Source organism: Nostoc sp. C052 (assembly GCF_013393905.1).
In the GTDB taxonomy this organism is placed as follows: Bacteria; Cyanobacteriota; Cyanobacteriia; order Cyanobacteriales; family Nostocaceae; genus Nostoc.
Genome location: NZ_CP040272.1, coordinates 5,787,118 through 5,812,676 on the forward strand (window position 1 = coordinate 5,787,118; position 25,559 = coordinate 5,812,676).

Genomic DNA, 25,559 nt, shown 5'->3' on the forward strand with positions numbered 1-25,559 from the left:
AACTCCTAACTTCTCAATTAACGGCGCTGATCGGCAAAACATTGTAAGCACCAAGAATTTTTAAAACCTCTGTGTGGATAGTTAATTCTGCTAAAGCAGATTGCATTTGTGGTTCTTTGGCATCTGCTTCTAAATCCATGAAAAACAAGTATTCGCCTAGCGATCGCTTCGTCGGACGAGATTCAATCCGACTGAGATTAATTCCTAGTTGAGCAAATATTTGCAAAGGTTTGACTAATGCTCCGGGTGTGTTGGCAGGCATACTAAAAGCCAGCGATGTGTGAGTAGTAGAAACTTTTTGAGTCTGGTATCCAGTGTCCGTTTCACCCTGACTTACGACCCAAAAACGAGTAAAGTTTTCTGGATTGTCGTTGATGCCACTAGCAAGTATCGGCAGGTTGTAGAGTTGAGCGGCTCTACTAGAAGCGATCGCAGATGTTGTCGTTTCTTGCTCTAATCGTTGTAGTGCTTCGGTTGTGGAATTGCTGGGAATAATCTGTACAGTTGGGAGAAAACGCTCTAACCATCCCTGACATTGTGCCAAAGCTTGCGGGTGAGAGTAAACAGTTTTAATCTTATCTAAGCTAGACGCGCAAGAAATTAACGTATGGGCAATGGGTAATACCAAAGCCAACTGAATTCGCAAGCTATCCAACTGCCAAAGTGTATCCAAGGTTGTGGTAACACTCCCTTCAATAGAATTTTCCACCGGCACAACAGCCAATTGTGCTTGACTATTAGCAACGGCGTGCAATGATTGAGAGATAGTGGGATAAGGGCTTAACACAGCTTCAACTCCCGTGCTTTTGTTTAGCCAGTTGACATAAAAAACAGCTGCTTGTTCTGTGTAAGTGCCGGGAGGCCCTAAATGTGCGATCGATAAAGTCATGCCTTTAGCCTTGAGTTACAAGTTTAATCGGTAAACAGAGGTATGATATTTTTGTCTTGGCAAATATATCCAATATCTAATCCTACTAGACACTGTTAACACTGTTAGGTGTAAAATTTACGCAATAAACAAATAGACCAAAATATGTATCCAAGAAAATAAGTTATAGAAATCATTCTTTTATCAGATAGATTTACTAGCAGTTTTTTGCTATATTCTCCTGTAGATTTCTATTACTTTATACATAGAAAAAATCATATTTTTGTTTTTATGTCAAGTATAAGATCCTAATCTATATTTAGTTCAACAAATATTGTAATGAACGTACCAACTTTTTGCCAATGATGTATACCTGATAAGTAAAAATCATTTTTACGGTCAATAAATTTTGTAATTTTATAATAATCAGAACTAAGTTGTTAAAAAATATTAAAATTAAGAAACAGATATTTTTATCCGCTCATGGCTACCCGGTTTACTGCCTCCCAATCGGTTGAAATCGCTGTTCCAGAGCAGCCTATTCCGATTCAGCACTACTTACGTCAGCCTCAACGTCTGGTTAAGGCTTTAGTTGACAATAGCCGGATTCAGCAGCTTTCTGAGGAGGTATTCCGCTTGAAAATGCGTCCGCTTACTTTTATGTCACTGAGTATTCAACCTACCGTAGACATGAGAGTATGGGCAGAATCAAATGGAATAATTTATTTGCGATCGCTAGGCTGTGAAATTCTGGGTTTCGAGTATATTAACCAGCGCTTTGCTCTCAATTTAAAAGGGTATTTGTCTCCCCAAGAGTTTAGCACTGGCACTCGCCTGCAAGGAAGGGCTGATTTAGAGGTGCTGGTGGATTTCCCACCGCCATTTTCCTTTACTCCTAAGCCGATTTTAGAAGCTACTGGCAATGGTTTGCTTAAAAGCGTGCTGTTGTCAGTCAAGCAACGGTTATTAAATCAACTTTTGGCGGATTATCGCTACTGGGTGATATCACAAACCAAAGATAGAGGACTTGACGGCGATAGTACTGAATTACCAATCCTGAATGCTGAGTAATTTTTTAACAAACAGAATTCAGTGTTGAATTCTGTAATTAGTAGGAGGTCTGTAGCAAGATCCCCGCAGGTTATCCCCGACGAATTGATTCTGAATTCTGAATTCTGCATTCTTCTTCAATCACTCAACACTCAGGTGTTTGATTTGGCAAGGACAAAAAGACTGACGATGTAGGGGCGAAGGCCCATATTGTTGCAAAGCTAGCAAATGCCGCTGGCTACCATAACCCTTATTACTTTCTAGATTGTACATAGGGTATTTTAATGCCAGACGCATTATGAGTTCGTCACGCCAAACCTTAGCAACAATACTAGCAGAGGCAATAGCGAGCGATCGCTCGTCTCCTTTGACTATTGTTTGTTGCGGCACTAGCAAATCTTTGATTGACTGATTTCCGTCAATCAAGCAGAGTGCAGGCTGTACTTTTAACTTCAGCACAGCCCGCTTCATTGCTAACAGCGTAGCTTGCAAAATATTTATCTTGTCAATTTCAGCAGTGGAAGCAAACCCAATTTTCCAGTCTACAGCTAGCTCACAAATTTGTTGTGCTAGCTGAGTTCTTCGAGAACTAGACAACTTTTTACTGTCTTTAATTTTAGCTGCTATCAGTATTGGCAAAGCATGATCCGGTAGGATCACTGCTGCCGCTACCACAGGGCCAAATAAAGCACCTCGTCCTACTTCATCCACACCTGCAACCAACCCTGCAATCCCTGACAAGGTAGAAAACTCTAGCCAAGTGGATTTTTCCAAAGGCGTTGGCGATGTTTCTACCATAAAGCAAATTAATTATCCTCGATCGCTGAGGAACGACGGCGACGGCGACGGCTGGCAGTAGCGCTGCTATTGGCTTCACTTTCATCTGCGATCTCGTTGGCTTTGGCGGCTTTGGCAGACAAGCGTCCCGAAGGATTCGCAGTCAACTCCGATGTTTCAGTTGTCTCTTCGATTAAAGATTTTGGTTCTGGCTCAACAACTTTTGGTGTCGGTATTTTGCTTGTGGTTATTTCAGGTGTTGCCTTTTGGGCAATAGTGATTATTTCAGGTGTTGCTTTTTGGACAATAGTTGATTCTGAGGTCGATTCAATTGGGGTCGTTGGCAATTGACCAGGCTGAATCACATTAATAATCACAGACTTGGTATTTTTAACCTCTTGTTCTAGCTTCACCAAAGGAGATATTCCCATCAAGGCAAATATATCCTGTTCTTGGAGGCTCATTTCTACAGTTCTAATCTCCGGTGGTTCTACCACTGGCTTAACTGGTTCTGCCTTGATAATTTTAGTGCGCTCTACTACTCTTTCACTCCAACCTGGTTTACCAAGGGTAGGGGATGGGATCTCTGGTGCAGATCCTAGTTCTGGTTCTACATCCAGGTCTAAGTCTGGCTCGTTGACAAAAGCTAGCGGATTGGGAACAATCCGAGCTTCATCTTTCCCGTTTAACCCATTGACGCCAATTCGACTGCGGCGAGTGCGGGTACGACGTTTATCATTAAGTTCTTGATAACTAGGATGATTGATCAGATTTAGGTTGCTCAATTCTGAGTCGCCGTCAAATGCTTCGCCAAATCCATCGTAGGTTTCTCGTGGTTCTGGAGTGCGGGCAGATGGCTGACGTGGTTCTCGGTGAGGTAAGGATACAAAACGCTCGCGCTCTGGTGTATCTGCCGGTATCGGCAATCGATTTTCGATTTCTCCAGGGAGACGCACAGTATGTCCTAAACCGCCACAGGTAGGACAAGTTTCACCAAATAATTCGTAAATATTTTGACCCTGACGTTTGCGGGTCAGTTCTACTAAACCTAGTTCGGTGAGTTGGGCAATCTGGGGACGAGCTTTGTCTGCTTTGAGTGCTTTATTAAAGTGTTCGAGAACTTGTAGTTGGTCGCGTCGCGATTCCATATCGATAAAATCAACGACGATCACCCCGGCGATATTCCGCAGACGCAACTGGCGAGCAATTTCTGTTGCAGCTTCACAGTTTGTCCACAAAACTGTTTCTCTAGCTGTTGCCGATCGCGTGAAGGAACCTGAGTTAACATCAATTACGGTTAATGCCTCCGTCGGCTCAATGATGATGTAACCGCCAGAAGGTAGGTCTACTCTCGGTTTCAGGGCTTCTCGAATCGCAGCAGTGATACGGAAGTATTCTAAAATTGGGGAGCGATCGCGATGATGGTCAATCAACAATCCCTGCGGTGTTTGACCGCCACTCCAATTCTGCAAGTACTGTTTGACGCGCTTCAAACCAGTACTAGAATCTACGACAATCCGATTGACATCCGCGCCGTACATATCTCGCAATACGCGCTGGATAAAGTCATCGTCCCGGTTGAGCAGTGCTGGAGCGCGGGTAGAATGGGCTTCCTGCTGAATGGCTTCCCATTGCTTTTGCAGCAACTCCAAATCTTCCATAATCGCTTCTTCGGGTTTGCCTTCGGCTTCTGTACGCACGAGCAAGCCCATTCCTGCCGGTTTGACCAAAATCGCTAATGCTCGCAAGCGGTTGCGTTCACTTTCACTTTTAATCCGTCGGGATAAATTTACGCCCCGACCATAAGGCATCAGTACTACGTAGCGTCCAGGTAAAGTAATATTACCCGTGAGCCTGGGCCCTTTTGTCCCCGTTGGCTCTTTCATTACTTGCACCAAAACTTTCTGCTGTGGTGCAAGTAGTTCTGTAATTGCTGCTGCGGTACGCTTCAGCTTCAATGGTCCTAAGTCGGTGACGTGAATAAAACCGTTACGCTCTGGATCGCCAATATTGACAAAAGCCGCATCTATCCCAGGTAATACGTTTTCTACTACTCCTAAGTAGATATCACCTATTTGATGATGACCTGTAGCAACAACGAGTTCCTGTATTTGATCTTCAGAAAAAACCGCAGCAATTTGGTGCTGCTCCGCGATGATAATTTGTTTTGGCATTCAATTTCCTCAAAAATTGGCAGCACTTATGGGTTTGAGGTTTGTTGTATCAAATCCGGTTAATTACTTATAATTCAAAACTCCCCGCGTCTCCGCGTCAGCTTTCATCACCAGTGTTTTCTCGGTTTGATATTATACTTTTGCTGCCCTCACAACCCTCAAAAGGCGCTACTGGTAATAAAAATCGCAAATCTGAGCTTCTAAGTTAAATAGCTATTGGCGCTCTTAAGAGCGTTTCCACGGCTGATTATTCCAGAACTGCTGCATATCGTTTAAGCAATTAAATCAACCGTCCGTAGTTGATCTGTAATACAATACCCTCAAATCTTGAGAGTTCTGAGTTGAAAGTTTTAAATCCTGAGTGAGCGTTTGAACTCAGGATGCTTCATTGAAGTAACCTACTGAATTCATTAAGAAAAAGAAACTATTTCTATTTTTCATTCCCCGGATTTATCTTAGGGTTATACTCAGCAGCGCCAGTTGCTATCCTGCCTTGAGCTGCTCTAGCCTAAGACAAGCCGCGCTTTGCGCGTCTGTGAAAGTCTACAAGTCGGCATGATAACCGACAGCAGTTGCTTTAACTCTAAAAAAGTAATGCACTAGCTCTTCGGCACTACATGGATTAGACATTCTAGCAGTTGTTTAAAAAGCATGGATTTAGAGAAGCTAACTGAGCCTGCTGTTAGTTACTGATTCACAAGGTAGCTATAGAGAGAGTGTGCATTCTTTAATTTGCTGTTTGTTTGTCTAGGATAAAATCCTAGAAGTTGCACTCTAAATATCTTTGCTTTCGCCCCCTGAATACCAGGGTAGTGAACCAGCTAATTCAATGCAGCGCCAGAAAATTTCTCTTCACCCTATTCTAACGCAACCTTGCTAAAAATCAATTCATATTACCTGCCATGTCAGGACAACTACTAGCAAGTTGCCTTACAGGGATTATACCCCTAAAATTAGCCGATTGCGGTGGATGTGGAGGAGTTGAAATTCTACATTCGCCACTGCTTCTAGCATAAACAGGATTTGTTCGGGACGCAACACCAAACCGTCCTGGCGATAGCTACCTAGATAACGGATTACAGATGACATGGATTCTGCAATGCAATTGTAGTTTTCTACTAATTCCAGTTCAAACAAGCGATCGCGCAGATTTATTAACTGGCTCTTGCCTGATTTAGTTGTTTGCTCGTACCAAAATTCCTCTTTTGCTTTGATTATATCAATCCAGTTTTGCCATTGTATGGGTGTTGTTTCTTTAAGTGCTGCTACAGTAATCAGATACTCTGCGGACTCTAGCAGTTGGGTAGCGGCGCTAGCTTTTAAATCTATCTGCTCCACATTATATATTGGTATGTCTGTGGGCATTTCACAAGCTAACTTTCTGAAGAAAGTATCAACTTCCACTGGCACAGTTAACTCAAAATCTGCAATTTCACCGCTGCTAGTAGCCCCTAGAGCTAAAGCAGTTGCGAGAGAAATCCGTGGCATTGGGTGAAACCCGCCAGTAAAAGCAATTGGTAAGCCTGCTCGTCGCACAACTCGGTCAAATAGACGGATTAAATCAAGATGGCTCATCAAAGCCATATTACCTTGTTTCCCAAACCAAACTCGCAGTCTTTGCGCCTTAGTTGTGTTGGGCACAAATTCGCCAGCAAATTTTGGGATAGCAGGTGATTCAATCACCACGTTATGCCCAAAATCAGTACCACAGACGCCACAATGAGAACAACCTTCAAAAGAGCAGTCGGGTACAATTGCAGCTTCTAGAGCGCGTTGCAAGTCTTCTTGAAGCCACTTTTTATTAATGCCGGTATCAATATGATCCCAGGGTAGGGGGGCATCAAAAGAGTGGGGAGTGAGGAGTGAGGAGTTAGGAGTTAGGAATTGGGTATTTTCCGCATCTCCCGATCTTTTCTGCTCTTGTACATGAAACAAATTCCATTCGCCATTTTCTACTTGGCGGTATTTCCAATCTAAATCGGCTTGGGCGATCGCAATTTCCCAAGCACTAAAAGCTCGATCTAAATTTTCATACCAGGAATCCATACCAGCACCTAATTCCCAGGCACGGCGGACTACTTTCCCCAAATTGCGATCGCCTCGTCCCACAAAATCTTCCATTGCTGAAATGCGGACATCGGTGAAATTTACCTTAACTGCCTTGATTCGGCGGAATTCTTGCCGTAAAAGGTTTTGTTTTCGCTTAAATTCAGCAGTAGAAACTGAGTGCCACTGGAATGGTGTATGGGGCTTGGGTGTAAAGTTGGAAATTGTCAGGTTAAAGTTTAGGGGTTTTCTACCTTTGCCCCGACATTCTCGCTGTAGCCAGCTTACTGTTTCGGCAATGCCCACAACGTCGGCATCCGTCTCACCCGGCAAGCCAATCATAAAATACAACTTTATTTTATCCCAGCCTTGCTCCCAAGCGGTTTTCACCCCCCGCAATAGTTCTTCATTTGTCAACCCTTTATTTACAATATCTCGCATCCGCTGAGTACCAGCCTCAGGAGCAAAAGTCAGTCCACCTTGGCGTGTACCTCCAAGGATGTTGGCAATATTCTCATCAAATCTGTCTACCCGTTGGCTTGGTAGAGTCAGAGAAATATTTTCATTTTTTAAGCGATTTTTGATTTCCATCCCTACTGCTGGTAGGGACAAATAATCAGAGCAACTCAGAGATAGTAAGGAAAATTCATTGTAACCAGTTGCCCGCATACCCTGTTCAATTGCTTCTACCACCTTATTGGGTTCTACATCCCGTGCTGGTCGAGTCAGCATTCCTGGTTGACAGAAGCGACAGCCACGAGTGCAACCACGCCGGATCTCAATGGTTAAGCGGTCATGAACTGTTTCTACATAGGGAACTAACCCAATGGAATATGCTGGTATGGGAGTTGCAACCCGTCGCAGAATTCGTTTTGGGACATCTGGGCGATGAGGGTGAACTGAGCCATCCTCTGCCATATCGTAAAACTGAGGCACGTACACACCTGGTATCTGTGCCAAATCCAGCAACAGATGTTCTCGACTTAATCCTGATTGCTTGCCTTCTTCTAATACCAAACCAATTTCTGGCAGCAGTTCTTCTCCATCTCCAAGGGCGAAAAAGTCGAAGAAGTCAGCATAAGGCTCAGGATTTGATGTCGCTGTTTGCCCACCAGCGAAAATCAACGGAAAGGATGACCGGGTATCGGTAGATTCTCTGCCTCCCTGCCCCTCTGCTACTCTGCTCCCCTGCCTCTCTCGCCATGTCAGGGGAATTCCAGCCAAATCCAACATTTCGAGGATATTAGTTGCACCCAGTTCGTAACTGAGGCTAAAGCCCAAAATGTCGAATTCTGTTAGCGATCGCTTTGACTCTACCGCAAACAATGGCGTATTAGTTTCGCGTAGTTTGGCTGCCAGGTCTTGTCCTGGGAGGTAGGCGCGATCGCACAATTGACGCGGTTGGGCATTTAAAATGTTATAGAGGATAATGTGCCCTAAGTTAGATGCACCGACTTCATATACTTCTGGGTAGGTTAAAACCCAATGTATTGCTGTCGTATCCCAAGCTTTGTGTATTGCTAATAGCTCGTTACCCAGGTAACGAGCTGGTTTGGAAATACCCGATGTTATTAATTTTTCAACTGCAACAACCACTGTGCTATCTTCTAGCTACCTTAATTACAGCTACCCAAACCCAACCTTAGCATTGAATTAGGACTTCTAACAGAGTTTATCGTTGCAACTTACAATTCCTTTACATTAAAATCTACTTCTTTTCCCAAGCTTTGTACTTTGACATTAAAGTTCTGTTTGGCTCAATGCAGCTTCACCGTCTAAGATTTCAAATACCCTATCAAGTTGCGTTAGTTCAAAAATAATTCTAATTGGTGGAGCAACGGCGCAAAGTCGGCAACTTCGTCCTAAAGTAAGAGCCAGTTTGTGTGTAGATAACAATGCCATCAACCCTGCGCTGTCTAAGGATTCTACTGCTGCGAGGTCTACTACCAAGATGGAAATACCATTTTGTGCCAACGCTGTGGTCATATCTCGTTCAAATTCCAAGGCGTTTGCAGCATTCAAACACCCTTGGGGGCGAATAACTGCAATCTTGGGATAGTTAAGCACTGCCTGCATAGTTACATCCTATTAAGAATTTTGAAGCGTCAAGCTAAGGATTATTTGAACATAAACTCTATTTTGTTGCATCGACCATACGTCTTACCTCTCTTTGCTGAATCTTTATTGCTTTCGCATCTCTGTTTAAAGATTGTTATAATTCCAGCTTAAAATGTGTTTATGTATACTTTTTTTTTATCTCAGTTCAAAAACAATCAACTATAGACAGTCATAGAGCAGACAAATCATCAGTAACTATGCTGAGAAATCTTGCTTAGTCTATAACTAAAGCTAATTTAACCAAGTCTTAACGGTAGGTTAAATCTTTCACTTTAGCGTTGCTGATGGCATACGGCAAAGCCAAAGCGAATTATCTATCCAACTAATTAAAGTGTGATATATATCACTAGTAAGTTAGTATTTGGAACACTCTTCATACTTAGGCTAATCTGGAATGATTAGTATCATATTACGGTTTGGTTATTACTTATGAGAACTCAGTACGCTATTCGTAAATTGGTAGAAAAAGCTCTTGACATAAAAAAACTCACCCCTGAGATAGAAAATGAAATCAACTCAGAACTGACAGAACTTGGTTATATTTCTGATGTTGATTACGAAGCCCTCGAATTATTAATGGCAGAGATGGATGCTGGCAGAATTCAGTTAGTTCCTAGCCTGGGATATTAGAATAATTCGTAATGACGTTCTCTACCTTCGCGCAGCGTGTCGCAGACAGACGCTAAAAGCGTAGCTTGTTTACCTGTAAGGGTACGCGGACTCGTTCTAAGTGTTGGTGCAGCCTCTCATAGAGAAGGCTTTACGCTCCACTAATGTAATTAAGTTTTGTAACGGTGATTGAAAAAAAGCTACAAAACTTGCCCATGAAGAGAGATTAATGAAAGATGCTGGTATTTGCTACGGAGTGGGGAGAATAATGATAAATGCCAAATACCCAATGCCCCATACTCTAATCCTCAATCCCCAATCCCTCTTGATACGCTTGCCACAGTTGGTGAATAAACTGATTTAGTTGCTGCTTTGCGGCTGAATTTGATTCAGTTTTTGGTTCTTTTGCTAAAACTTGGCTCAAGAAGGTAATTACTTCTGTGTCTAATGCTGGACAAAATAAATTGGCAGGCCAAAGCAGATCAGATGCATCTCGCAAATCGGTAATTAGCGGCGATTCTTGAATGAAAGTGACCATTAATAAAGGACGCACCCAGCATAACTGACGGGAAACTACAAACTGAATGACTTCTGCATACAGATTCCTGTCGCCATGTTTTAAAGACACAATTTGTCCTGGTTGAAGAAATTCTAGACTGATGTCCATCATTATGCAGTTTGGGCAGGGGCAAGGATTATTTTGCAACTTCCTTAATCTTAAAAGTGAAAATGCGTTAACTTTAAGGAAGGCTTCTGTAAGATTAGGGTAACACTGTTACGGCAGCCATGTCTAAGACATCTGCCTTACAAGTGGCTACGCAAGACTAATACGACCAATCCTTGGCAGTAAAAGGTTTTCCTAGCATAGTATCTGAGCAGAAATACTATAGAATAGGTGAACGACTGTTGAGCGATCGCAAAACAGAGACTTTGTTGTAGTGAAGTAACGAGAAAAGAGCAAAGAGCCGTGTCAGTTGAAACCATTGAAAAGCCTTCCACAACCCGCAAGCTCGCGCCTCGGTATCGCGTTTTGCTCCATAACGACGACTACAACTCGATGGAGCATGTTGTGCAGTCACTAATAGCGACTGTGCCAAGTCTTACGCAACCCCAGGCTGTGAGCATTATGATGGAAGCCCATACTAACGGGCTAGCTTTAGTAATTACTTGCGCTCAGGAACACGCTGAGTTTTATTGCGAAACATTGATCAGTCACGGTTTAAGTAGCACGATTGAACCTGATGAATAGTCATTAGTCATTGGTCATTGGTCATTAGTTGAAATATAGAGTATTGGCTGGTGACTTAACATTGGTATGAAAGAAAACCTTGTCCGTTTAGCTGAACGCCCTGCTCCTATTAGGCTGGGTGGTTTTATTTTGACTTTATTGTTGCTATGGTTGCCATTAGCTGCACCAATATACTTACTAGTACATGATTCAAACTTAGAAAGTATATTGACATTGGTATTATTATATGTAGTTTTTATTTTTCTTCTGAGACTATGGGGTAAATATGTCTACCAGCAGCCCCAAATTCTGCGGCATTATGGCTTAGAATTCACGCGACAAAATGGTGTGGATTTAATACGTGGCTTGGCTATAGGCATAATTAATATTCTGATACTTTTTGGGTTAGAAAGTTTGTTGGGTTGGTTGGTGTGGCAACAACCGAAAGTTTTCTTGCTGAAAGTTGTTTTAGAGGGTTCACTTGTTGGCTTAGGTGTTGGATTTGCTGAGGAATTGTTATTCCGAGGCTGGTTGCTAGATGAGTTACAACGAGATTACAGTCTGCGTGTGGCACTGTGGACAGATGCAACTGCCTTTGCTACATTGCACTTTATTAAACCCTTAGAAGCAATTATTCATACACTGCCGCAATTTCCAGCTTTAGTACTGCTGGGGTTAACGCAAGTGTGGGGAAAGCGTTGGCGGAGGGGACGCTTGGGTTTTCCAATTGGTTTACATGGTGGTTTAGTTTGGGGTTACTACATTATTAATGTTGGGGAATTAGTGAAATATTCGGATCTTGTTCCTGATTGGGTAACTGGTGTGAATAATAATCCCCTACAAGGAGTGATGGGGGTATTGTTCATGAGTGTACTAGCTTTGTGGATACGAGGGCGAACAGTGAAAAATTAAAGATGGGTAATGAACTTGTAGAAAAATAAAATATCGGCTAAAAAGAAACTACATTATTAATATTTCATTTAGGCAAAGTGTCAGAGTGCAGCACGCAGCATCAAATATCCTCCCGTGGAAAGTTAGCCCATTCTTCACTACGAGTTGCATCAATTTCCTCTGTGGAAGGTGCGTTTCCTAAATCAGCACAGAGTCCCCATAAGGATTGTCGGGGAAAGTTAGAGAGTTTATCTGTTAACTCGCGTTCTATATCAGGAGCAATTTGCTGGATCAAACGTACTTTGTCCACAGTTGAAAGCTGCTTTGCTAGTCTGATAACTTCTTTTAGGCTCACAAATTTTCACCTGCTTAATCTGCGAAAATTTTAATAATTGCTAAGAATACTGCAAAACGGCGAAGTAGTGACCTTCGGATGGGAATAAAAACGATCGCCATAATTCACCTTGCGCGATCGCACCTACGCCACATTTTTGACTGAGATAATTCCTTCACCACACCACTGGATCAGTAGCCATCTGTCAGAATCTTTATCAAGTGCTGGCTTGAGACGGAAATTAAAAACCTCTTGCCATACCTGTACTCCATACTGGGATACAAAATTTGCCTCCAGTTCTTTGAACTGTTCCCATTGCCGATTTGCGATCGTGGTCAACATGGGAATGATTGCGGTGATTGAGACTTGGGCGGCGACGGGTGTCATTCTGGATAGTCCTCGAAAATACAAATAATCGGCATAGGGGTTTTTTGGTGGAATCTTTACGCAAGCGTTTCAATCACTGTCCCCACCAAACACGCTTTATTCAAATTAACGCCGCTCAAATTTGCACCTTCTAACTCTGCACAGAGTAAATTCGCTCCCGTTAAATTCGCCCCCGCCAAATTCGCCCCCCGCAAGTCGGCTTCTTCCAAATTTGCTTCACTCAATAAAGCCCCTTGCAAATCGGCGCGACTCAAATCTGCACCTTTGAGATTTGCTCCAGTCAGGTTTGCACCGCGCAAGTCAGCACCGCGCAAATCAACGCCTTGTAAGTTGACGTTCATCAAATTAGCACCACTCAAGAAAGCACCCACCAATGACACATCACTGAGTCTGGCTCCCATCAAGTTAGCGCCACGTAAATTACTACCGCGTAAGTCAGCGCCCGTTAAATCTGCTTGCATCAGGTTTGCTCCCATGAGGTTCGCCCGCAAGTCAGTTTCTTGGAGGTTCGCTCCCATGAGGTTCGCCCCCTCCAAATGCCCACCTTCGAGTTTAGAACCAGTAAAATTAGCACCTACAAGGGTAGCGCCAGCAAGATTAATGCGGCTTAAATCCAGTTGAGAGAGTTCCTCGTCTTCTAAATTTGCCCCTGGAAGTTGTTTGAGTTTTCCTAATCTAATGGCTTCAATATTCATGTAAAGTAACTACCAATCTCTTCACTGATCTTGCTGTGGCTATCCCATTGGGAATCCAGTATCCAGATACCGGCGCTGAATTTGGGTGTCATGATGGGTAAGTCGAGTCCCTGTTGTAAACCCATAACTAATAAAGTTAGGGTATCTACAAGTTTAGGGTCAAAGCGGTTAGATTGTTGCTGTTTGCACTCATCTAAAGCTTGAGTAAATATCTGTTCCCGGCTTTGATTTGACGATTTTCGCTCATTGACTCGCCACTGAAAGTCTGCCAATAATGCCAAAATCCTCGACTCTAAGGGAATTTCATCTCCAGCTAAACCGGCTGGTTCCCCTGTGCCATCCCACCACTCGCTTTGGTGAGTAATAATTTGGGCAACTGCTCGTAATCTTGGCATAGTTCGCAATACTTGCGCCCCTGGTACTAAGGGACAAGTTAAGGGAGAACTGGGCGCATCTTCTTGGTAGCGTGTGGATATACCGCCTGTGAGAACGCTTTCTGCTTTCTGTAACGGATCTATGCGATGTAACAAAGCCGCTAGCCGCAACCTCTTAATTTGCCATGCGGGAAGATCCAAAAGCTGGGCGATCGCTTCCGCAAGAACTACTACTTCCGCAGCTGCCATTGGATTGTTGACATCTGCCATATCCATCAGTTGCGCCATTCGCAAAAAGGCTTGGATTTCGTTAGAAACCAAGTTGCGATCTAGGGTTTGTTTCTGAAGCGCTGTGGGAATAGATAAATTATCTTGCCCAGTCTGGAGGTAATCTACTACACGGGAGACAACTGCACCTAAATTTTGGGATCTGTCGATTGATGGTACAATTTGTTCTTTATCGGCTGTGAGTTTTTGTGCCAGTTCTGGGTTGTATTTTTGGATGTGAGCGATCGCTATTTCTGCTGTCTCTTGCACTAACTCTGGCTCAAATGTCCATAAGCCATAGAATTTACGCTCTAAGTCTGATGTCGGTATCCCAGCGCTGCCATAATCAGCCTCCGATAATTCTTGACAAATTACCATTGCTGTGTATTTAGGTGACAAGATAATTAAGTGCCACTCTTGCGCCACAGAATCAACTGGATCTAATGCTACTAAGTGTACATTGGGTAGCTGACTGGTAGGATGTTCAGCAAAGCCAGATTCAGCAGCAGCCATGATGGCAATTTGGCGACTGCGCTGGGCGATGTCTGCATATCGTTCAGCTTCTTGTAGATACCATTTTCCTTGTTGAAAGGCTGTGATCACCAAGGGTGTACCGTCGTCGGTTAGGATATGGTCTTCTAGGGCATGGCACAGGGCAACTAGGGTATTTTTGTAGTAAACACCGAATCGAATTGGCCTGGTGGTGTGGCGATGGGCTGTTTCTAGCTGTTGTAGAATTGAACCTTCTAACATGGGATTTGGTAAAAATAACCGCAGAGGCGCAAAGGACACAGAGGGGGAGAAATTCAGAGTTCGTGTTTTCTAGGATACACCTGCTAACTGTTTTTCTTTCGTCTCTAATGGTGCTGTCAGTGCTGCTTCTAAGTCAGCACAACCTAGCTTTTCTTCTAAGATTTTCATGACTTCACGTCCGAAGTCGTTGGGGTTTTGTTGCCAAGCTTGCAAGCAGACTTCGCCGAAGAATGAACCAAGGGGCTCAGGATTCCAGAGAAGTTTTTTGGCTGTCCACGGCATCAAGCTCATTGGATCATACCCTGGTTTGAGGATGCCTTCTTTGAAAGCGTATTCTTCTAAATGGGTATGGGGTTGTAGTCCAATGAAGAAGATGGCAGGTTCGACTTTATCAGCACCAAAAATCCGTTCTAGTTCGCGGTGGTAGGCGATGGTTTGACGGATAGTTTCGGGACGTTCGTCAATGACGTTAAAGGAGTAGTTAACGGAAACTACATCGTTGAAACCAGCAGCTTTTAAGTCACGACAGTTTTGCAAGACGGTTCGCAGGTTGTAACCCATCCGCATTTTCCGCACGAGTTCTTGAGAACCACTGGTAATGCCGATTTCAAAATAGTTCATCCCGGTTTTCGCCATCAAGTCACACAACTCTGGTGTCAAATTGTCGGCTCTGATATATGCTGCCCAGTGGATATCTGTCATACCAGAATCGACGATTTTTTGCAAGAGTTCTACGGCATCGGCGATAAATTTTTTCGCGGGGATGAATTGGGCATCGGTAAACCAGAAGTTGCGAATGCCGCGATCGTATAATTGGCGCATCTCGGCAACGACTTCATCAGCTGGGTTGATGCGTACTTGTTTGCCTTCGACAACCGTATAGACGCAATAACAACAGTTGTGAGGACAACCACGCTTGGTTTGTACACCTATATAAAAGTCTTGCTCTTGCAGGTAATAGTTAAATTCCGGCCAGATGCTTTCGATATAGTCGTAGTTACAAGCTGTTTTTTCTATTGGGGTGGGTTGTTCGTGAATTAGCCGTTGACGTGGTTGAGTTTCTCCAGCAACGTAACAGCGTTCATCTCGAAAATCTCTGCCACTTAAAAGTTTTTCCAGCAGGCTTTCACCTTCACCTACAGAAATAATCGTCCCTTGGGGTAAGCTTTTACCCAATTGTTCGTAAAAGACGCTGACTGCACCACCACCGACAACTACACGCGCATCAGAGTTATACTTTTGGGCACGTTTTAAACCGCGTTTGATTAAGCCCTGATTTTGCCACAGTTCTAAATAGTAAGCGGTGAAGATACGCAAACCGCCCAATCCGCCGCGTAGTTTCAATAGAGGATTTTTGGCGTAGTAAAATTCAAAGGCGTTTTGCAGCGGGTTGCCACCACGTCCGCCAACTGGGGCATAAATTTGAATATCCCGCCAAGAAAATACTAGTAGTGTTGGTTTAAATTCATCGATACAGCGATCAAGAGCCGAACTGTAATCTAAAGGTGGCACTGTTCCTAAATCAAAGATGCGCTGTTCAATATCAGGAAACTGCTTGTGGACATGATCGCTCAGGTAGACAACCCCAATAGGAAAGATGGGGTTACAAGGAAGGCGAACATAAAGAATTCGATTTTCCATCATCTGTGTTTGGACTTCCATCTTGCCAATTTGTGGAGAAAGCGAGAGAAACATTCAGTTTTAAAGTGTGTGCTTGTTTTATCTGGTTTTATTTATCAAATCGCGCTTGACATTTTAGCTAATTATTGGTATTCGGAAGCTGCTATTAGCAACTGCGGGAAACGCTAAAATTGCTGTGCATAAAACATACATGGAATCTATGGAGAGCTTTATGAAGACATTTTTTCATATAGCTTTACCATAACATTGAGTTTATTCATTAAGCGATGATCCCAGATGATTCGTCCTGGGATAAATGAAACAGCAAAACTTACTTCCTTGCTATGAGAAAGGCAAGGGGATCATCGTTATGTCAATTCCCTAACAATCTGCCTAAAGAAAATTAAAGCTTTTATACCAGTAAAAAATATCAAAAACTTTTATCTATAGTGTATAATTCCAAAAAAGGTGTAAATAATTACAAAAATTTCATAACTGAAAATATATCTTTAGACAGAAATAATCTACAAAGGCTCAGTTGGTATTCGCAGTTACAACAACTGGGGATCAGTGAGTGCTAGGCTTGGCTAGTGTAATGTAAAATTGTGGCGTAAAGCTCCTCAGCAGTTATGGCTCAAATATTAGATCCTCTACCACCTGAGCAATCAGGAAAAATTCTCTGCTGCTACATTAATGCCACGAGCAAAATACAGGTAGCTCGCATCTGCAATATTCCCAACTGGTACTTTGAAAGAGTTGTTTTCCCTGGACAACGTTTAGTTTTTGAAGCTCCGCGAAAAGGTCAAGTGGAGATTCACACAGGGATGATGGCAAGTGCAATTTTATCCGATAAGATTCCGTGCGATCGCCTAATGCTCGAAGAACCCAGTAATTATGAGTTTGATACAGACTCATCAGATGGAAGAGACCCTATTAATACCAAATTAATGGTGCAGCAAATTAATACAAAAATCGGAGATAGTACAAAACCCTTGCAAATCCTTGGTTTAGCATAGGTTGATTAAAAAAAAGAATTTTACTAAATTTCAGGGTTGCTAATTCAGCAGCCTTTTTTATTTATTATTGGGGATTGGGGTTGAAAAGAGGCAGAGGGGCGGGGTGCGGGGGGCAGAGGGGAAAATTCTTCTCTCTTCCTCCCTCATCCCCTGAAACGCTCTCCTGCTATTGCCAATTTCCGACTAAAACATAAGGTGCCCAATAATAAGGATGAGGTGGTAAATTCTGCAACTCCTGAAAAGGTGGATTCAGTTTCAAAGACTCTAACAGTGATAGTTGAGCGTTCTTCAGAGCATCTGCTTGTTTCCCCCCTGGCTTTTTGAGGTCTTGGTAAAATTGACCCATAAATTTAGCAGTAGAAGCATCCCCTACAGGCCAAAGAGTGGCAAGGGTACTGCGTGCGCCGGAACGAACAGCCATCCCTGCCAAGCCTAAGACAGCTCGTTCATCACCAGTAGCAGTTTCACAGGCACTCAGCACCAATAATTCTACAGGTGTGCCTGGTTCTCTGAGCAAAGCACTCAACTCCTTAATACTGATACTTTTTCCATCCCCTGTAATAATAAAATTCTTCAAGGGATTAGAACTAAATAGCCCATGAGTGGCTAGGTGAATTACAGGAAAATTTGATTTCAACTGTTTTTGAATAGTTTTGACAGTAAACTCTTGATTGAGCAGCTTTTGGGAAGCAGGAAAAGTTTGTTTAATTTGGTCTAATTCCTTGGGAACATTAACCAGTGCGGCAAAAAATTCTCCTTGTACCTTCATTTGCTCACTAACTCCAGCAGCTAAGACCTTAAGTTCTTTTCTTTGCAATTGTTTCGGAGCGAGTAATTGTAGGCTGGGAACTAGGGCAAGGCTATATTTTTCAATGAGATAATTTTGTCCATCGTAGAGCGCAGCTATTGGCACTCTCTGCAATCTCCCATTTAGCACAAATACTAAACTCTTGATTTGTTTGGGATCTAGCTGTGTCTCGAAAGGTTTAATTAGCCAGTTATAAACCTCTCCAAAGATTGGTAAAAGTTTCTGAAGATTTTCCTTTAATTCTTTGGGATTTGGGTTAGAAGTTGAGAGAATATTTCTTGCAGAGTTATTGATACTAACATTGTCTAAATTATCGTAGAGCCGATCTAGAGTCTCATTAACTTCCTGTTCGCCAATCGGTATTACTACCTCCTGCAAAGGTTTTCCTGATACGGAAAGGATAACTTCTAAACGATCTGGTAAAACAATCGGATAAATTACAGCTGCGTTAGCATCAATATTATCAATTTGCAACGCGACATCTGCTGTTTCAGAACAGGGGTCTTGAAAAAAGTTGTCTAGTTCTGCTAATTGCAGAGATTCTATCACCTGACGGGCAAATTCTAGGCGTTTTTGAGACTTTTTGGTTTCCGATTTTTCCTGTTTAATTTTAGGATTAGATACTATTAGCGCACTTAATTCGTTGTCACTCAAATTTGATTTCAACAACAAATCTGCTAATTCTAGATACACAGGTTTGACTTCTTGGAGAAAGTCAAACTGGACATCTTGATTGTTGGCATTTAAATCGCTGCGTAGGGATTGCAGAGTATTAAAGGCAGCGGTGTAAGCTGCGATCGCTCCTTTGATATCTCCCTGTTTCCGTAGTAAACTTCCTAACTGAGATTGCCAAAGATAAGTAATTTCCCTCGCATCACCACTGATATTTTGTTCTTGGGCTAACATCAGTGCTTGTTGTGTCAGTTTGGTTGCCTGATTTAACTGCCCTTGTTTGTGGTAAAGCTTACCCAAATACCCTAGAGCGTAGGTTTCGGTTCGTTTATCCTGTAGAGTCCGTGACTGTTGTAGTGCATTTTTTAATAAAGGTTCAACGTTATTTATTTGGGCGCTTTGCATCAAAGAATCAGCAAAGTTAATCTGGGCATAGATAGCAGCACGACTGGGAGTAAGAGTAGTCAGCGTAGGTAGAATTTGATTTTGCAATGCTTGAGCATCTTGGCTCAACTGCAACTCTAACCCAGAGATAAAATCTTTTCCCCGTTGAATTAATTTAGTTTCCGAAAATCTTGACCAAGAAGTAATCCGGCGTTGCGTCTGTTCACCCCACCATCTTTTCATCTCCAGTAATAGCTGGAAGTGATTTAGTTGTGCCTGAATTCTCGGTAGTGGTGGGGCTGATGTTACCTTTGCTGCTTGAATATAGTAATAAATAGCTTGCTCGTAGGGCGCTAGAGCATCCAAGAGAGATTTGCGATCGATAATTTCTGTGACTGCATCATAGTCCCAGCGATCGCGGATTTGGTTGCCTAAGATCCGTTCGGTGTTGCCTAAACTCAGTAGCACTGAGCTTTTTTCTGGCGATTCGGGAGTTGATGACAGACTTAACTGCAAGATTTCTTGCGACTTTTGTAATAAACCTTGTCTGCGTAGGACATCACCGAGGCTATGCAAGCCAATCGCTTGAGTTAAGGTCAAGGAATCACCCTTTTGAGCAACAGTTTTCTGGAATTGCTCGATTTGGGTTTGGCTACAGTTGGGGTTTTTGATTGCAAAAGCTTCGAGTAAAGTATTGCAGGCTTTGGGGTACAATCCTAAATCTTGCAAAGCCTGGGATTTGTTGATCAGACTCTTAGTCATTCCGTCGCGATCGCCCACTTGTTCATAAGCCTCAGCCGCCGCTTGCCATAATTTTGCTGCTGCTTCTAATTCTCCGGCATTGTACCGTTGTTCACCTTCTTTTGCTAAGGCTAAAGGACTAGCAGCATTAGGATGTAAATTGGGGATATTTGACCAAGCTGGTACTGTGAAACTAGATAACAGTCCTAATAAGGCTGAAAGGATAAAAATTAATAGACGGCGGTACTTTTTATAAATCATTTTTTCACTTGCTCAGTTTTCAATGGGTCGCGCACAGGATTCCCAATCTCAGCACAGCAAGAAGGTGAATAATGGGCGCTTCGGGACTGGGGACTGGATAATAATTTTTTTTAAGATTTGGTTGCAATACGGTTTCAGTTAAGGGCTAATTGTACAAAATTGTGGGTTTTTGAGACGCGATAAATCGCCGTCTCTACAAGTGTTTTGGTCTTATCTGAACTGTATTGGATTTGGTTGGGGTCTCAATCCCCCATTCAAATCTTACCTTTCCCCAATCCCCAGTTCAAAATGCTTTGTATTCCATTTGAAAATACAAGCCATTTTCTTGCCATGTGCGCTTGCTATTATCAATATTTATTAAAGGAATACCCCAATCTAAACGGGCTGTGAATTTATCCCCCATTTGCCAAAGTAGTCCTAATCCTGAGCCTACTAAAGTATTAGGGTTGGGATTTTCTTTGTCTGTATTCCAGACAGTACCAAAATCGATAAATGGTGCAACCTGTAAAGTCCCTTGCAGTTCTGGGAAACGGGCGACGGGTAATCGCAATTCTGCGGAAGCAAAAATGCCGTTATCGCTGAGTAAAACATCTTGCCGATAACCCCGTACTGTTCCTTGACCTCCCACACTAAACTGCTCGATGGAAAGTAGGGAAGTAGTGGCCAATTGCACATTAGAACGCAACAACAAAGTTGGAGCGATCGCTGGTTGTCCTTTTGCCTGACCGAGAAGGCGCAAATAGATCAGTTGTCCCCGCCAAAGGAAATATCTGCTATCGGGTTCGCTGTTATTTATTGTGGCGTTAAAAGCTCCAATCCCCAAATTAAACTCAGAACGAGCAGCTAAGACTTCTTGACGACTCCGCTGTAACCATTCTTGGGCGAAACTTAATTCTGATATCCGCGTTTCTCCTCGATCGTCAGCCCCAGGAAACAGGGGAAAATCTACTCCTTGAATCGAAGAATTACTTACCCGCCTAGCTGCGGTTAAACTCAGTGTAAGTTCTTGGCTGACTTCTGGGGTGGCTCTTTGCAGAATTGGCTGACGAAAAGATAATTCAAATTCCCGCGAATTTACTCCAACATCTAAATCATCAAAAGGAGGTTCAATAATTTTGTTGTCGGTAATTCGATAGTTGAAGCCAATAGTGCCATTCCGAGGATTGACGGGCAAGGTATAACCACCCTCAAAGCTATTGCTACCATCGGTATTTTTGTAGGTAAAATTCAAGCGATCGCCGATTCCCAAAAGGCTGGCTTCGGATAAAGTGATGCCGCGCTCAAAAGTCCCAACGCTGGGGTTGCGGTTATTATTAATACTGAGTTGGGTATTAAAGGTTTTTGCTCCCTTAACTGTCACGGCTAGAGAATTGACACCTGGTCTAGTGCCAGCGGTGAGTTCGGCATCTAAACTTTCAATCAGGGGATTAAGTTGCAGCAGTTGCAAAGCTTCTTTGAGGCGGTTGATATTCAGCGGTTTGGTAGTAGCGATCGCAATCCGACTGCGGACATAATCTGAGTTCAACCGTCCTTTAATCACATTGACTTGAATATCTTCTAAACTGCCTTCTACTACCTGAATTTTGATGATACCGGAACGAAACTCTTGACTGGGAATGTATGCACCAGAGGTAATATACCCCTTTTGAACATACAACTCGGTAATTTGATTGGCAGCTTTGAGGAGTTCGGCAAAGGTAATTGGTTGTCCGGTAAAATTGGCGATCGCAGAGTTTAATTCCCCTTGGCTAAAGGCGGTATTACCAACAAACTCAAACTTTTGCACAGTAATACTACCTGGAATATCTAGTCCTTCTTCCGGGGTTGGCGGTACTGTCGGCTGTATTTGGATAGGTACGTTTGTTGGTGGTAGAGGATTCGCTGGCGGTTGTTCTGGAGGCTTTGGGGTTACAGGATTAGTTGGCTGGGCATAAGCATAATTTGTGTAATTTAGCAAGAGCATGAGGATAATGCAAGGAGATAAAAAAAATCTCCGTCGCCAAACACTTGACTTACCGCCTATAATCTGCTTACCAGCAATTTTTAGACTACGATCTTCTTCCATTCTCCTCTGTGGCTCTGCGTGACCTAAAAAAGATTTAGTGACAATTCGATGATGTTAACCCAGAACCATAGGGAGTAGGATTAGGCGTTTGGCTGGCTAGAACTAGCACACCTTGGGCGTTAACATACCAACCTCTGGCTGGGGGTGGCAGTTGCGAAGTATTATTCACCTCTGTAGCAGCACTGGTATTAGCAGGCTCAAAACTAATTAAAGCTCCGGTACTTAACTGTTCGCTCGGTCGAGGTGGCAATCCTCCGCGTCCAGTGATGGTAAATTCGCTTCTATTTTGACTTGTTGTCCCTCGACAAGCCTGAGCTACCACTTGTTCTGGTTTAGCTACTTCTTGTGGTAAATCAATGACTTCAAAATTATTTTCTGCCTCTGGTGCAATGATACTAACTTGTCCGGCGACTCCTAATTGAGAACTAGCAGTAATCTGACAAGTTGGACACACAAAGAATCCTTTTGTATTGATACTGATATTTCCTCCCATACCCTGAAAAGCGTCGGCGGTAATATGACTGCCTTCTAACAGCGTGACAAAATTGGCAGAACTGAAGCCACCAATATTAATATTGCCTCCGTTACCGCTTCCTCCAGCAGTGGCAGATATCTGGCTGTTAGTACGCATTAGTAAGGAATTCGTTTGCAAGGATATGTTACCACCTTCACCTGATGTGGTAGAAGCAGATAATAAGGCGCGATCGCTAAGTCCCACATGACTCGCTGCGATCGTCAATCTTCCACCTGCTCCCGCACCAAAATTGTCGCTAGATATCTGACTATTACCGGATACCTCTAAAGAATTCTGGACTTGTAAATCAATGTTGCCACCTTGACCGCCTCTGGTAGCTGCTGTGATTCCACCTTGACTGTCTAGCAAAATAGAGCCAGCCTTCACCCACAGCGTTCCGGCATTTCCAGTACCATCATTTCTCGCTGTCACCTGTGCGCCATCGTTGACAACCAATTTCCCAGTGTTAATTGTCACATCTCCAGAAGCTCCACTGGGCACTGGAGGTACTCTTAATAGCCGTTGCAAACTCGGATCAACTATGTTGGCTGAGGAGATGATCAAACTAGGATTTACGGAGCCTGGGACTTTGCCACTTACCTCTACACTATCTTGAGCGTTAATAGTGACGCTACCAGCCGGGCCGCTAGCTAAGGTAGAAGCATCAACTCTACCACCGTCTTTGATCGTCAGACGTTGAGTATTAATTGTAACGCTGCCAGCCTTTCCTGGCCCGGCAGTACCAGCAGTTATTTCGCTAGGGGTGAAAACCAATGGTGTAACACCGATCAATTCTACTAACTTCGAGGCATTTATAATTACATTTCCACCTAAGCCAGTACCAGCAGTTATGGAGGCAATATTTCCTCCCGAAAGCGCAGTTAATTGCTGCGTTGAAACTGTCAGACTTCCGGCATTCCCAGTCCCAAAAGTTGCTGCTGTAATATTACTGAAGCGACTAGGGTTAATTGGTGAAAATCCTGACACTTCCAACAAATCGCCAGCTTTAATATCGATATTTCCACCAGCAGCAGGTGTGTAAGTAGCCGCAGAGATGGCTGCTCCATCCTGAATGACTAAGCGGGGGGTGTTAACAGTAATATCTCCACTTTTGCCACTGCCGAGAGTTTCTGTAAATAAGTTACTTGAAAGCTGTGCGTTTGCTGTAGTACCCACTAAAGATAAGGATTCAGAGGCATTGACGTTAATTCCCCCTGATGATTGCGCTCCTTGGGTTTGAATTAACACGATTGAGCCATCGCGGATGGAAATGTTTCGCCCTTGCAACTGAATTGAGCCACTACCTGGGCCACTGGTATCTGCTAATGCCTTTTGAGATAAGGCAATATCTTGAAAGTTTGTTACCCCTTGATAACCTAAATTCCAGCCTTGAGGGCTAGGGTTGAGACTTACAAAACCTCCTGCCACACTACCTAAATCAATACGTCCACCCTCGGCGATGAGGGTTCCTCCCTCTGAAATAATTCCTCCTCCCACCAAAGCTAGGGTATTACCTGGCTGCACCTTTAGTCCGGCGGTGTTTCCCCTAGTGAAGGGTGAGAATATCGGACTTTGCAGACTGAGGTTATGCCCTTGACCTTGGACATGAATTCCTTGCGGATTTTGCCCAAATTGTAAACCTACTGGCACACTAATCGTTAGTCGCGGGGAAGAAGTTGAATCGGTAGCACTAAATTCTGCACCATCAGCAAATTTGAGGCTATCTGCCGTACTTGCCAAAAACGAGCCGCCAATATTGAGTTGAGCGTTAGCACCAAAGTTAATACCACTGGGATTGATGAGGATAAAATTAGCACCGTAGTTTTCTCTAATTAAGCCATCAATATTGGAAATTGAACCACCTGTAACTCGGCTAATGATGTTACTAATGTTGCTTAAAGCTGTGGTGTTACTGAAAAAAGCCTGGCCACCAGTGGGAACAGAAAATTCTCGAAAGCTATGGAAGAGGTTGCTACCGACTTGTGTTCCGCCTGTGATTAAAAAATCCAGCCCTGGCGTTGTCCCTGGTGAAACTACAGTTTGTCCATCGGGAAGTGTGTTATCTGAAGAAATTTGTGCTAGAACAGGAAAACCAGTAATTAGACAGCAGATATAAGCACTACTAGCAATTAAAATTTGGCGAAAGACTTGTTTCATTTTGAATAGGGGAAAATCACCCCACGGAAAAATTATTTGAATGTTTTTTTAGTTGAACTTAAGTAAATTTAACTAAAAATGATATTATTATTGAGTTTATATTCCAGCCTGAATTTTGATCGAGAAGGGGGGTTAAGTAATATGAACAAGTGGCCGTCTTGGGTAACTATGGGAACAGCCCCAATATTATCTCTGGGTTTTATAGTAGCAGTCTGTGTACCCAGTAGAGCTAACAATGTACAAATAACCTGCAAGACTACCGATAGTACACCAAAAGTAATTTTGAGTTTGGCTAAAAACGGAACTCCCGAAAATTATATGATGTTGAATTTTCTCCCGAAATATTTCTCAGCGGTGAGTGCTGTGGAAGATTGCCAGAATACAGCTAGAAGTTTACAGGCTGTCTATGATACGGGAAGTTCTAAATATTTAACGGCTGATAAGCTTAACGAGCAAGCTGTTGTGTGTGCTGTAGAACGCAGAGGCATCGGTTGCAACCATTACAGTGCCCAGGTTTTATTTATTCTGAAACCGGTTGATAACCCCTCTCAGGCTTTATATGAAATGTTGGGTAGCGATTTTAAGCAAGCACAGCGTCCCGATGCTCGGACTCTTAGTCGTACTTACACAGACACCAGACCTTGGTGGTGGCCATTATAACTAGTACAACAAGGCGTAAATAAACCACCCATTTCAAATTAATGAAACGCTTACGCTGCATTCATTTTTAATTTTTAATTCCGCCTTGCG

General features: G+C 43.1%; 20 protein-coding genes. 6 read left to right on the forward strand and 14 right to left on the reverse strand.

Going from position 1 to position 25,559, the window contains the following annotated elements:
- Positions 1 to 13: 13 nt before the first annotated feature.
- Complete coding sequence (pheA, locus tag FD723_RS23905) at positions 14 to 889, reverse strand: prephenate dehydratase (RefSeq protein ID WP_179067584.1); 876 nt, start codon at positions 887 to 889, stop codon at positions 14 to 16.
- Positions 890 to 1,351: 462 nt separating this feature from the next.
- On the opposite strand from pheA, the gene FD723_RS23910 reads away from it, so the two are divergent.
- On the forward strand, positions 1,352 to 1,939 hold the full coding sequence (locus tag FD723_RS23910) for a DUF1997 domain-containing protein (RefSeq protein ID WP_179067585.1): 588 nt from the start codon (positions 1,352 to 1,354) through the stop codon (positions 1,937 to 1,939).
- A gap of 120 nt (positions 1,940 to 2,059) precedes the next feature.
- Here FD723_RS23910 and FD723_RS23915 read toward each other — a convergent pair whose 3' ends face one another.
- The 4 genes from FD723_RS23915 to FD723_RS23930 form a co-directional block, all read right to left on the reverse strand.
- The gene (locus tag FD723_RS23915; protein WP_179067586.1) at positions 2,060 to 2,716 is read right to left on the reverse strand and encodes a ribonuclease HII; all 657 of its coding nucleotides are present in this window, start codon (positions 2,714 to 2,716) and stop codon (positions 2,060 to 2,062) included.
- Positions 2,717 to 2,724: 8 nt separating this feature from the next.
- Entirely contained in the window at positions 2,725 to 4,869 is a 2,145-nt protein-coding gene (locus FD723_RS23920; RefSeq protein WP_179067587.1) for an Rne/Rng family ribonuclease, read from the reverse strand.
- 939 nt (positions 4,870 to 5,808) lie between these two features.
- Complete coding sequence (locus FD723_RS23925) at positions 5,809 to 8,511, reverse strand: TIGR03960 family B12-binding radical SAM protein (RefSeq protein WP_179067588.1); 2,703 nt, start codon at positions 8,509 to 8,511, stop codon at positions 5,809 to 5,811.
- Between the two features lie 144 nt (positions 8,512 to 8,655).
- Complete coding sequence (locus FD723_RS23930) at positions 8,656 to 8,991, reverse strand: STAS domain-containing protein (RefSeq protein ID WP_179067589.1); 336 nt, start codon at positions 8,989 to 8,991, stop codon at positions 8,656 to 8,658.
- 471 nt (positions 8,992 to 9,462) lie between these two features.
- Between FD723_RS23930 and FD723_RS23935 the strand changes: the two genes are divergently transcribed.
- Positions 9,463 to 9,663 (forward strand): hypothetical protein, encoded by a 201-nt coding sequence (locus tag FD723_RS23935; RefSeq protein WP_179067590.1) that lies wholly within the window; start codon positions 9,463 to 9,465, stop codon positions 9,661 to 9,663.
- A gap of 280 nt (positions 9,664 to 9,943) precedes the next feature.
- Here FD723_RS23935 and FD723_RS23940 read toward each other — a convergent pair whose 3' ends face one another.
- Positions 9,944 to 10,309: a hypothetical protein gene (locus FD723_RS23940; protein WP_179069258.1), complete on the reverse strand. Its 366-nt coding sequence runs from the start codon at positions 10,307 to 10,309 to the stop codon at positions 9,944 to 9,946.
- Positions 10,310 to 10,609: 300 nt separating this feature from the next.
- Here FD723_RS23940 and clpS point away from each other — a divergent pair, with 300 nt between their 5' ends.
- Together clpS and FD723_RS23950 are read left to right on the forward strand one after the other, a co-directional pair.
- On the forward strand, positions 10,610 to 10,891 hold the full coding sequence (gene clpS / locus FD723_RS23945) for an ATP-dependent Clp protease adapter ClpS (RefSeq protein ID WP_179067591.1): 282 nt from the start codon (positions 10,610 to 10,612) through the stop codon (positions 10,889 to 10,891).
- A 66-nt stretch (positions 10,892 to 10,957) separates the two neighbouring features.
- Positions 10,958 to 11,782 carry a CPBP family intramembrane glutamic endopeptidase gene (locus FD723_RS23950; protein ID WP_179067592.1) on the forward strand — a complete coding sequence of 275 codons (825 nt, stop codon included), beginning with the start codon at positions 10,958 to 10,960 and terminating at the stop codon, positions 11,780 to 11,782.
- Positions 11,783 to 11,882: 100 nt separating this feature from the next.
- Here the strand turns inward: FD723_RS23950 and FD723_RS23955 are convergent, their stop codons facing one another.
- The 5 genes from FD723_RS23955 to FD723_RS23975 form a co-directional block, all read right to left on the reverse strand.
- Positions 11,883 to 12,116 (reverse strand): hypothetical protein, encoded by a 234-nt coding sequence (locus FD723_RS23955; protein ID WP_179067593.1) that lies wholly within the window; start codon positions 12,114 to 12,116, stop codon positions 11,883 to 11,885.
- Between the two features lie 123 nt (positions 12,117 to 12,239).
- Entirely contained in the window at positions 12,240 to 12,482 is a 243-nt protein-coding gene (locus FD723_RS23960) for a hypothetical protein (RefSeq protein ID WP_179067594.1), read from the reverse strand.
- Between the two features lie 56 nt (positions 12,483 to 12,538).
- Positions 12,539 to 13,177 carry a pentapeptide repeat-containing protein gene (locus FD723_RS23965; RefSeq protein WP_179067595.1) on the reverse strand — a complete coding sequence of 213 codons (639 nt, stop codon included), beginning with the start codon at positions 13,175 to 13,177 and terminating at the stop codon, positions 12,539 to 12,541.
- Positions 13,174 to 14,571, reverse strand: coding sequence for a DICT sensory domain-containing protein (locus FD723_RS23970; RefSeq protein ID WP_179067596.1), 1,398 nt, complete (start codon positions 14,569 to 14,571; stop codon positions 13,174 to 13,176). The genes FD723_RS23965 and FD723_RS23970 overlap by 4 nt, the downstream gene beginning before the upstream one ends.
- Before the next feature lie 69 nt (positions 14,572 to 14,640).
- Positions 14,641 to 16,233, reverse strand: coding sequence for a photosystem II high light acclimation radical SAM protein (locus FD723_RS23975; protein ID WP_179069259.1), 1,593 nt, complete (start codon positions 16,231 to 16,233; stop codon positions 14,641 to 14,643).
- A 587-nt stretch (positions 16,234 to 16,820) separates the two neighbouring features.
- On the opposite strand from FD723_RS23975, the gene FD723_RS23980 reads away from it, so the two are divergent.
- Entirely contained in the window at positions 16,821 to 17,207 is a 387-nt protein-coding gene (locus tag FD723_RS23980) for a DUF1830 domain-containing protein (RefSeq protein ID WP_179067597.1), read from the forward strand.
- A 166-nt stretch (positions 17,208 to 17,373) separates the two neighbouring features.
- Here the strand turns inward: FD723_RS23980 and FD723_RS23985 are convergent, their stop codons facing one another.
- From FD723_RS23985 to FD723_RS23995, 3 genes are all read right to left on the reverse strand, one after another.
- Positions 17,374 to 20,073: a CHAT domain-containing protein gene (locus tag FD723_RS23985; RefSeq protein WP_179067598.1), complete on the reverse strand. Its 2,700-nt coding sequence runs from the start codon at positions 20,071 to 20,073 to the stop codon at positions 17,374 to 17,376.
- A 283-nt stretch (positions 20,074 to 20,356) separates the two neighbouring features.
- Positions 20,357 to 22,138 (reverse strand): ShlB/FhaC/HecB family hemolysin secretion/activation protein, encoded by a 1,782-nt coding sequence (locus FD723_RS23990; RefSeq protein WP_179067599.1) that lies wholly within the window; start codon positions 22,136 to 22,138, stop codon positions 20,357 to 20,359.
- Between the two features lie 34 nt (positions 22,139 to 22,172).
- Positions 22,173 to 24,809, reverse strand: a complete 2,637-nt coding sequence (locus tag FD723_RS23995) for an S-layer family protein (RefSeq protein ID WP_179067600.1) — start codon at positions 24,807 to 24,809, stop codon at positions 22,173 to 22,175.
- A 141-nt stretch (positions 24,810 to 24,950) separates the two neighbouring features.
- Between FD723_RS23995 and FD723_RS24000 the strand changes: the two genes are divergently transcribed.
- Entirely contained in the window at positions 24,951 to 25,469 is a 519-nt protein-coding gene (locus tag FD723_RS24000; RefSeq protein ID WP_179067601.1) for a COP23 domain-containing protein, read from the forward strand.
- Positions 25,470 to 25,559: the final 90 nt, after the last annotated feature.

What these genes read in the sequence shown, in the direction of transcription:
- FD723_RS23980 (WP_179067597.1), top strand. Translation starts at nt 16,821, where the DNA reads ATGGCTCAAATATTAGATCCTCTACCACCTGAGCAATCAGGAAAAATT.
- FD723_RS23940 (WP_179069258.1), bottom strand. Translation starts at nt 10,309, where the DNA reads ATGGACATCAGTCTAGAATTTCTTCAACCAGGACAAATTGTGTCTTTA.
- pheA (WP_179067584.1), bottom strand. Translation starts at nt 889, where the DNA reads ATGACTTTATCGATCGCACATTTAGGGCCTCCCGGCACTTACACAGAA.
- FD723_RS24000 (WP_179067601.1), top strand. Translation starts at nt 24,951, where the DNA reads ATGAACAAGTGGCCGTCTTGGGTAACTATGGGAACAGCCCCAATATTA.
- FD723_RS23910 (WP_179067585.1), top strand. Translation starts at nt 1,352, where the DNA reads ATGGCTACCCGGTTTACTGCCTCCCAATCGGTTGAAATCGCTGTTCCA.
- FD723_RS23990 (WP_179067599.1), bottom strand. Translation starts at nt 22,138, where the DNA reads ATGGAAGAAGATCGTAGTCTAAAAATTGCTGGTAAGCAGATTATAGGC.
- FD723_RS23985 (WP_179067598.1), bottom strand. Translation starts at nt 20,073, where the DNA reads ATGATTTATAAAAAGTACCGCCGTCTATTAATTTTTATCCTTTCAGCC.
- FD723_RS23950 (WP_179067592.1), top strand. Translation starts at nt 10,958, where the DNA reads ATGAAAGAAAACCTTGTCCGTTTAGCTGAACGCCCTGCTCCTATTAGG.
- FD723_RS23960 (WP_179067594.1), bottom strand. Translation starts at nt 12,482, where the DNA reads ATGACACCCGTCGCCGCCCAAGTCTCAATCACCGCAATCATTCCCATG.
- FD723_RS23915 (WP_179067586.1), bottom strand. Translation starts at nt 2,716, where the DNA reads ATGGTAGAAACATCGCCAACGCCTTTGGAAAAATCCACTTGGCTAGAG.
- FD723_RS23935 (WP_179067590.1), top strand. Translation starts at nt 9,463, where the DNA reads ATGAGAACTCAGTACGCTATTCGTAAATTGGTAGAAAAAGCTCTTGAC.
- FD723_RS23965 (WP_179067595.1), bottom strand. Translation starts at nt 13,177, where the DNA reads ATGAATATTGAAGCCATTAGATTAGGAAAACTCAAACAACTTCCAGGG.
- FD723_RS23970 (WP_179067596.1), bottom strand. Translation starts at nt 14,571, where the DNA reads ATGTTAGAAGGTTCAATTCTACAACAGCTAGAAACAGCCCATCGCCAC.
- FD723_RS23930 (WP_179067589.1), bottom strand. Translation starts at nt 8,991, where the DNA reads ATGCAGGCAGTGCTTAACTATCCCAAGATTGCAGTTATTCGCCCCCAA.
- FD723_RS23920 (WP_179067587.1), bottom strand. Translation starts at nt 4,869, where the DNA reads ATGCCAAAACAAATTATCATCGCGGAGCAGCACCAAATTGCTGCGGTT.
- FD723_RS23975 (WP_179069259.1), bottom strand. Translation starts at nt 16,233, where the DNA reads ATGGAAGTCCAAACACAGATGATGGAAAATCGAATTCTTTATGTTCGC.
- FD723_RS23995 (WP_179067600.1), bottom strand. Translation starts at nt 24,809, where the DNA reads ATGAAACAAGTCTTTCGCCAAATTTTAATTGCTAGTAGTGCTTATATC.